We start from the raw sequence: 7576 nt of genomic DNA on the forward strand, positions 1-7576 counted from the left end.
AAAGGGCAGCATGATTTTTTCCCGCAGCCCGTTGATGGCTTCGATGGCCTCTGCGCCTTCCCGTACCAGACCGTAATCCCAATATTCCTGTTTCCATTTGTATCCCTTGATGCCATAGGCAAGGACATAGTTTTCCAGAATGTCAACTTCTTCTGTTGTCAGCGGTGTCAGCCCCGATTTCAGATAGGCGAACATGGCGTCATATTTGAAATCGTAAACAAGGATATCCAGAAGGGCCGTCAGCAGGCTGACCAGCGGATGGGAAGCCGTTTCCCTGCGGGTATCGATAAAGCAGGGAATCTCATATTCCGAAAGGATGCCGCGGAGATTTTTTTCGTAAAGCTCCATGGAATTGGTCACGATGGCAATGTCACGGAAGCGAACCTGTTCTTCTCTGACCAGCCGTAAAATTTTTCCTGCCGCAAAGCAGATCTCTTCCTGCAGATTGGGGCAGGCGGTGATATGGACGTTTTCTGCCAGAGGGGCTTTTCGGAAAAAGCTGTAGAAATATTCTTTTTCCAGACTTTTCAAAGCATTGGTTTCTGCCCGTCTGTTTTCCTTCAGGATCGTGGGTGCTACAGGCTGCAGTCCCAGTTTCTCCGCCAGTGCTGCCAGTTTTTTCTTTGTTACATAAGGTTCGTAGAAAGGGGCAGAGGGGGGCAGAAAGGCCCCGCGGAAGCTGTTTTCCTCCATGGTCAGGGTAATATTTACCTGGGGGGAGAACTGCAGCAGGCGGCGGATCACGTCATATTCCTGAGGCGTGAAGCCGTAAAACCCATCCAGCCAGAATTCGGTTTCAGAGAAGCCGAGGCTGTCATCTAACCGTTCTGCCAGAAGGCCGAGGGTTTCGTCGGCGGAAATATATTCCTGTTTGAGAAAATCCAGATAGGAACGGTGGATATGGGTCAGATCCTTCAGTTTTTCCCGGGCGCCGTGGGAAAGATTTTCGGAAAGAGACAGTTCCTCTGTCATTTCCGGAGAAATGCGATACTGGAAAAATTCGGAGATCGTCAGCCCCAGCTGGTCGATGAAACCCGGTTTATCCATGACGCTCTGGAAATAGGAAATCTGTTCCTTTTCCTGCAGTAAAATTTTTCGGAGGGCCATGGACTTGCCGATATCGCCCAAAGGGATGCGGCTGCCAATGCCTTTTTTGGAAAAAACGCGATGAGCCAGTCGCCCGAAGGAAAGGACTTCTGCTGTCAGGATAGCGTTCTGCCCTGTTTTTTCGATGAGGTCACGCTCTGCCTGAGAGGTGAACTGTTCGGGAACGATAAGCACCTGCCGTTTCTTTCCTGTATTCTGTTGTTTGATGATCTCTTCCATGCAGAGGGTGGTTTTGCCTGTGCCTGCTCTGCCGATGATGAAACGCAGTCCCATCTGTTTCCCTTCTTTCGTTTGTTTTTTTTAATTATATCATAAAGGGGGAAAAGAAAGAATAAGGTATGGGTAAGAGAAATCTGAGGAGGGGATTTCGTGGGCAGCACGAAATTTGTTGTGGTAAAGGCGAAGGAACTGATCAAAACGGCGGTGTTTGCCGTTCTGGGGGTCATCATCCTTGTGGGGCTGATCGCTTTTTTCCTGCATATGGGTGATGAAGAAAATACAGGCATGTATCGAGATGGTACATATTACGGAGAAATGGAACTGGGCGGAGAGATGGCGGAGATCGCCGTGGAGATCAAAAACGGAGAAATTGCAGATGTATCCATGGAAGAGCCTGCCGAAGCGGTGGCGGTGTTCTATCCTCTGCTGGAAACGGCGGCAGAGAAAGTGGGGCAGGCAGTGGTCGATACCCAATCTCTGACGGTGGAGGTGGAACCGGAAAATGCCCATTCCGCCCAGTTGATTTTAGATACGATTGCAGAATGTCTGCAGCAGGCAGAAAAATGAGCCTCGGTCAATACCGAGGTTTTCTTTTTGGGGAGGTATATCTTTTCTTTCTGGGACATAGGTTAAAAGGAAGGAGGGATACCCATGACAGAACAGGAAAGACGCCGCCGCAGACGGGAAATGGAACGGCGGATGCGGACAAGGGCGCAGATACGGGACAGAGAAGAAAGAAAAGGCGGGCTGACGGCCTTTCGGATATATGTGACGGCAGTGCTGGTGGGGGGCTGTCTGCTGGTTTCGTTTTTCCATACAGAAACTTCCGAAATGGTCTGCGGGAAGGTGAAAGAGGTTATCGCCATGCAGTTTTCTGCGGAAGAGATGGCAGAGTGGAAAAATCGGGCATTGGCATATTTCAAGGAGAAAGAGATTGCACTGCCTGCCTTTGAGAAAACAGATCCGCAGGAGGAAAAGAAAGTCTATCGGCCAGATATCGAGGAATCTCCCTAGCGTATTGACCTGGACGGGGCTAAAGTGGGAGAAAAAACAGGAAGCATGGCTTTCTCCCGTGGAGGGGATCATCACCTCTGCCTGCGGAGAACGGGAAAATCCCATTTTACATAGACAGGAACTGCATAATGGGCTGGACATTGCCGTGGCGGAGGGGACGGACGTGGTAGCCGTAAAAAGCGGCACAGTGACGGAGGTGCGAACTTCTGCCACCTATGGCAGGGTACTGAAATATGAGACAGAGGACGGTTATGCAGTCATGTATGCCCATCTGTCGGAAGTCTTTGTGAAAAAAGGAGAGGAGATCCGACAGGGACAGGTGGTGGCAAAATCGGGGAATACGGGGCTTTCCACCGGCCCGCACCTCCATTACAGCCTCTGGAAGGGAGAAGAACTGCTGGATCCCTTGGATTTTCTTTCTTCCGAAGCCATGGTCTGAAAAGAAAAAGGATGCAAAACCTTTTGTTTTCGGGTATGATATAAGTGGAGCTTTTTGAGATGGCTCCGTTATATTGCAAGAAAGGCTGGGAGAAGCTTGAAGAGAGTTCTGATGGATATTTCCACCGATCTGACCCGCATTGCGCTGGCAGAGAACGGGGAATTGATGGAATTATATTATGAAAGCAAACGGGATGAAAGTCTGGTAGGGAATCTTTACGCGGGCAGAGTGGCCAATGTGATGCCCAATCTGCAGGCGGCTTTCGTAGACATCGGTACAGGCAAAAACGGGTATTATTACTACGGCAATGCCCGTGCGGTCTCCGATACAGAAAAAAATCTGGCAAGGCCGAAGGTGGGTGATACCCTGCTTTTGCAGGTGGAAAAGGATGCGGTGGGCAGCAAGGGTGCTGTGCTGACGGCGAATTTCTCCTTTCCCGGAAAGTTTCTGGTATTGCTGCCCAAGGATGCAGGAGAGATCGGTATTTCCAGAAAAATCACCGATTCTGAGGAGAGAAACCGTATCCGTGAGATCGTAACGGAACTGCTGCCGGAAGGCTGCGGTGCCATTGTCCGCACCAATGGGGAAGGCAAAACAAAGGAAGAATTTGAAAAGGAAATCAATATTCTGGCGGCAAAAACGGAGAAACTGAAAACAGGTGAGTTTCTCAAACCTCCTGCACTTTTATTGCAGGAAAATCATCCTGTCAGACGGGCAGCAAGGGATTTTTACGCTGCCGATGTGGATGAATATGTGGTGAATGACAAGGTGTCCTATGAAGAATTGCTGCGCACGGGAGATTTTAACGGCGAAAATCAGCCTGCGTTGAAACTGCATGGTGAAAAACTTCCGTTATTTGAATCTTATTTTCTGGAAAGCCAGAGCGAAAAGGCGCTGGATGAACATGTGTGGCTGAAAAGCGGCGGGTTTCTGGTTATCGAGGAAACGGAAGCCTGTGTGGTTATTGACGTAAATACGGGCAAGGCGGCAGGCAGGGGCGATCTTCAGAAAACTATCCTGAAGACCAATCTGGAAGCGGCGGAGGAAGCGGCGAAGCAGATGCGCCTGCGGAATCTTTCCGGTATCATCATCATCGATTTTATTGATATGGCGGATAAAGATGCCCAGAAGGAAGTGACGAAGCGGCTGGAAGCGGCAGTAAAAAAAGACCGCATCAAAACAGTTGTTGTTGGCATGACGGAACTGGGGCTGATGCAGGTGACCAGAAAGAAAACCCGTCCTTCCCTGAAACGGCAGATGACCACAAAATGTCGTGCCTGTGAAGGAACAGGCAGACTGCCTTCTATTGAATGGACGGTCACAAAGATGCGGCGGGAGGCGGAAAGCATCCTTTCTCACACGATTTACAATAAACTGACGATCCGTGCCGACCAGAGACTTCTTTTGGCGTTTGCGGGACAGGAAAACAGCTATCTGAAGCATCTGGAAGAGGATTATGACGGGATCATTTTTCTGGAAAAAGCGGATCTGGGATTTGGTCAGTATGTGATGGAAAAAGAAAAACAGAAATAGTATGAAATTTTGTACAAGAAAGTTATTCTGCTGAAATTTTATGTAAAGATGTGGAAAATGCCAGAAATGTTGATTTTTCGGGCATTTTCTTTGTTTGTTCTGTCGTTTGTCCGCTGTGGACGGAGGAATCATTTCTTGACAGGCATAGGAAAAAGTAATAAAATAATAAAGGTGTATGTTCACCATTACTTACAGGTTATATGAAGCAATGAATATGAACTTTGAAAACAGAATAAGGGGAGGTGTTTTTCATAGATCCGATAAGTATTATCTTGGCTGTCGTATGTTTGCTGATCGGCGTGATCGTCGGCATTGCATGCCGTAAGAAAATCGCAGAAGGCAAGGTTGGCGTGGCGGAAGAAAGAGCCCGCAAGATCGTTGACGATGCTGCGAAAGAAGCGGAAGCGAAGAAGAAGGAAATCCTTCTGGAAGCAAAAGAAGACAGTATCAGGACAAAAAATGAACTGGAAAGAGAAGTTCGCGAAAGAAGAAACGAACTTCAGAAAAATGAAAGACGTCTGTTCCAGAAAGAAGAAACTTTAGACAAAAAGGTTGAAGCTCTCGAAAAGAAAGAAGAGCATATGACGAAAAAGCTGGAGGAACTGGACAGACAGAAAGAAGAAGCAAAAGCCCTGAGAGAAAAACAGTTACAGGAACTGGAACGTATCTCCGGTCTGACTACCGAAGAAGCGAAGAATCACATTCTCGCTATGGTAGAAAACGATGTAAAACACGAAGCAACTCTGCTCATCAAAGAAGCGGAAAGCAAGGCAAAAATGGAAGCGGACAAACGCTCCAGAGAGATCGTTGCAAATGCGATCCAGCGCTGCGCCGTAGACCATGTGGCAGAAACAACCGTATCCGTTGTACAGTTGCCGAACGATGAAATGAAGGGCCGTATCATCGGCCGTGAAGGCAGAAACATCCGTGCACTGGAAACACTGACAGGTATCGATTTGATCATCGATGATACACCTGAAGCAGTTATCCTGTCCGGCTTCGATCCTATCAGAAGAGAGATCGCAAGACTGGCTCTGGAAAAACTGATCGTAGACGGTCGTGTTCATCCTTCTCGTATCGAGGAAATGGTGGAAAAGGCCAGAAAAGAAGTGGAAACAACGATCAGAGAAGAAGGCGAAGCAGCATCCTTTGACACAGGTGTTAACGGTCTGCATCCCGAACTGATCAAGCTGCTGGGTAAACTGAAATACCGCACAAGCTATGGTCAGAATGTACTGAAACACTCCATGGAAGTTGCCCATCTGGCAGGTCTGATGGCCGCAGAACTGGGCGTGGACGTAACCCTGGCAAAACGTGCCGGTCTGCTCCATGATATCGGTAAGAGCGTTGACCATGAAATGGAAGGCTCCCATGTTTCTATCGGTGTTGGTCTTCTGAAACGTTACAAAGAAAACGCAACAGTGATCAATGCAGTAGAAGCACACCATGGCGATGTAGAACCTCAGAGCATTATTGCAGTGCTGGTGCAGGCGGCAGACGCGATCTCCGCAGCAAGACCCGGCGCAAGAAGAGAAACTCTGGAATCCTACATCAAGAGATTGCAGAAGCTGGAAGAAATTGCTGACAGCTTCAAGGGCGTTGAAAAATCTTTCGCAATTCAGGCTGGCCGTGAACTGCGAATTATGATAGTACCCGAAGATGTGACCGATGAAGGTATGGTTCTTCTGGCGAGAGAAATCGCTAAGAAAATCGAAGAAGAACTGGAATATCCCGGTCAGATCAAGGTAAATCTGGTAAGAGAAACCAGAGTCGTGGAATACGCAAAATAATTTTAACTCCTGAAATCGAAGAGCCGCTCTGGAAAGAGCGGCTTTCTTTTTTGAGAAAGAAGGGAAACAATATGAAAATTGATACATTTTCTTTCCGCTTTGCAGATACGAAGGGGTTCATGGAATGGTATCGATATAACCCTCAGCAGGGGCTGTGGATCGATAAATTCGACGGGATGATGCAGGCGAAACGCTGCGAAATGACGGAAGAAGAACTGGACGCATTGGAAACAGTCATCCGTGAAAACAAGATCAACGAATGGAATGATTTCTGCAAACTGGACATGTGCATGTGCAGCGGCAACAGCTGGACGCTCCATGTGACCTATAAAGATACCATGGACGAATACATTCACGCTATGGGTCACAGTGAAGGCCCTGCGGGCTTTGAGGAAGGCAAAAAGGCGCTGGAAGCATATCTGGACAGATTCCTGCAGAAATGAGTTTACGCATGTCCCTGAACGTTGTAAAATAAGGCTGTAAGGCGAAAGCCTTCCTATAAAACTATCATTATTTTAATTTTAAGGAGATTTGCTGTTTGAAGAAAAACAACACCTTGGAGATTGTAGCATAACCCCGGAGGTTTGCAGACAATTTCACTCAAACCTCCCAGCATTGCAGTCAACAATCATCAGGAGGGAAAAATAATGAATAAAAATGACTATATCATTCGTTTAGAAAGAAAAGAAGACCATGCAAAAGTTGAAAATCTGGTAAGGGAATCCTTCTGGAACGTATATCGTCCCGGCTGTTATGAACATTATCTGCTGAGCATCATGAGAGATGCAGAGGATTTTGTGCAGGAACTGGATTTTGTGATGGAAAAGGATGGCGAGATCATCGGCCAGAATGTATTTGTGAAAGCAAAGATCAAAGCCGATGATGGTAGAGAGATCCCCATCATGACTATGGGGCCCATTTGCATTGCACCTGAATATAAAAGACAGGGCTACGGAAAGATTCTGCTGGATTATTCCTTGAAAAAAGCGGCAGAAATGGGCGCAGGGGCATTATGCTTTGAAGGAAATATCGATTTCTACGGCAAAAGCGGTTTTACTTATGCCAGTGAATTTGGTATCCGTTATCATGGCCTGCCGGAAGGGGAGGATGCATCCTTCTTTCTCTGCAGGGAACTGATTCCCGGTTATCTGGATGGTATCACAGGCGAATATGCCACACCACAGATCTATTTTGTGGAGGAAGCAGATGTGGATGCCTTTGACCAGAAATACCCTTACAAAGAAAAACTGAAACTGCCCGGTCAGCTGTTTTAAACGAGAAGAAGGCCCTGAGACGAAAGTCTCAGGGCTATTCTATTTTTATAGCAGATGTGATATAATATCACTTTACGAAAGGAGGCGGCGGGAATGCTGGTCACAGCCATCACACAACAGAAAAAAGACGAAACAAAATACAATGTCTTTATCGACGGCGCATACGCATTTGCGCTGCCCATGCAGGATATCCTGTATTT

At 47.4% G+C, this 7576-nt stretch carries 8 protein-coding genes; 7 read left to right on the top strand and 1 reads right to left on the bottom strand.

The features are described 5' to 3' along the window. The coding region (locus tag ACJMLT_RS03515) for a PD-(D/E)XK nuclease family protein (protein ID WP_405726675.1) at window positions 1-1380 on the bottom strand (1380 nt) is incomplete at its 3' end. 96 nt (window positions 1381-1476) lie between these two features. Here ACJMLT_RS03515 and ACJMLT_RS03520 point away from each other — a divergent pair. The 7 genes from ACJMLT_RS03520 to ACJMLT_RS03550 all read left to right on the top strand — a co-directional run bounded on the left by ACJMLT_RS03520 (window position 1477) and on the right by ACJMLT_RS03550 (window position 7376). Next, window positions 1477-1893 carry an FMN-binding protein gene (locus ACJMLT_RS03520; RefSeq protein ID WP_405726678.1) on the top strand — a complete coding sequence of 139 codons (417 nt, stop codon included), beginning with the start codon at window positions 1477-1479 and terminating at the stop codon, window positions 1891-1893. A gap of 84 nt (window positions 1894-1977) precedes the next feature. Continuing rightward, entirely contained in the window at window positions 1978-2340 is a 363-nt protein-coding gene (locus ACJMLT_RS03525; protein ID WP_405726681.1) for a hypothetical protein, read from the top strand. A gap of 58 nt (window positions 2341-2398) precedes the next feature. Further along, window positions 2399-2779, top strand: coding sequence for a M23 family metallopeptidase (locus tag ACJMLT_RS03530; protein WP_405726684.1), 381 nt, complete (start codon window positions 2399-2401; stop codon window positions 2777-2779). 111 nt (window positions 2780-2890) lie between these two features. Further along, on the top strand, window positions 2891-4312 hold the full coding sequence (locus ACJMLT_RS03535) for an Rne/Rng family ribonuclease (protein ID WP_405726687.1): 1422 nt from the start codon (window positions 2891-2893) through the stop codon (window positions 4310-4312). Window positions 4313-4584: 272 nt separating this feature from the next. Next, window positions 4585-6102, top strand: a complete 1518-nt coding sequence (rny, locus tag ACJMLT_RS03540; RefSeq protein ID WP_405726690.1) for a ribonuclease Y — start codon at window positions 4585-4587, stop codon at window positions 6100-6102. A gap of 71 nt (window positions 6103-6173) precedes the next feature. Next, complete coding sequence (locus ACJMLT_RS03545; protein ID WP_405726693.1) at window positions 6174-6545, top strand: hypothetical protein; 372 nt, start codon at window positions 6174-6176, stop codon at window positions 6543-6545. Between the two features lie 204 nt (window positions 6546-6749). Continuing rightward, window positions 6750-7376, top strand: a complete 627-nt coding sequence (locus ACJMLT_RS03550) for a GNAT family N-acetyltransferase (protein WP_405726696.1) — start codon at window positions 6750-6752, stop codon at window positions 7374-7376. Window positions 7377-7576 lie beyond the last annotated feature (200 nt).

The sequence above is a fragment of the Anaerotignum sp. genome, from assembly GCF_045122575.1.
Taxonomy (GTDB): domain Bacteria; phylum Bacillota; class Clostridia; order Lachnospirales; family Anaerotignaceae; genus Anaerotignum_A.

Bases quoted from the DNA above. Each gene is read 5' to 3' on its own strand.
- ACJMLT_RS03525 (WP_405726681.1), top strand. From the start codon at position 1,978: ATGACAGAACAGGAAAGACGCCGCCGCAGACGGGAAATGGAACGGCGG.
- ACJMLT_RS03535 (WP_405726687.1), top strand. From the start codon at position 2,891: ATGGATATTTCCACCGATCTGACCCGCATTGCGCTGGCAGAGAACGGG.
- ACJMLT_RS03545 (WP_405726693.1), top strand. From the start codon at position 6,174: ATGAAAATTGATACATTTTCTTTCCGCTTTGCAGATACGAAGGGGTTC.
- ACJMLT_RS03550 (WP_405726696.1), top strand. From the start codon at position 6,750: ATGAATAAAAATGACTATATCATTCGTTTAGAAAGAAAAGAAGACCAT.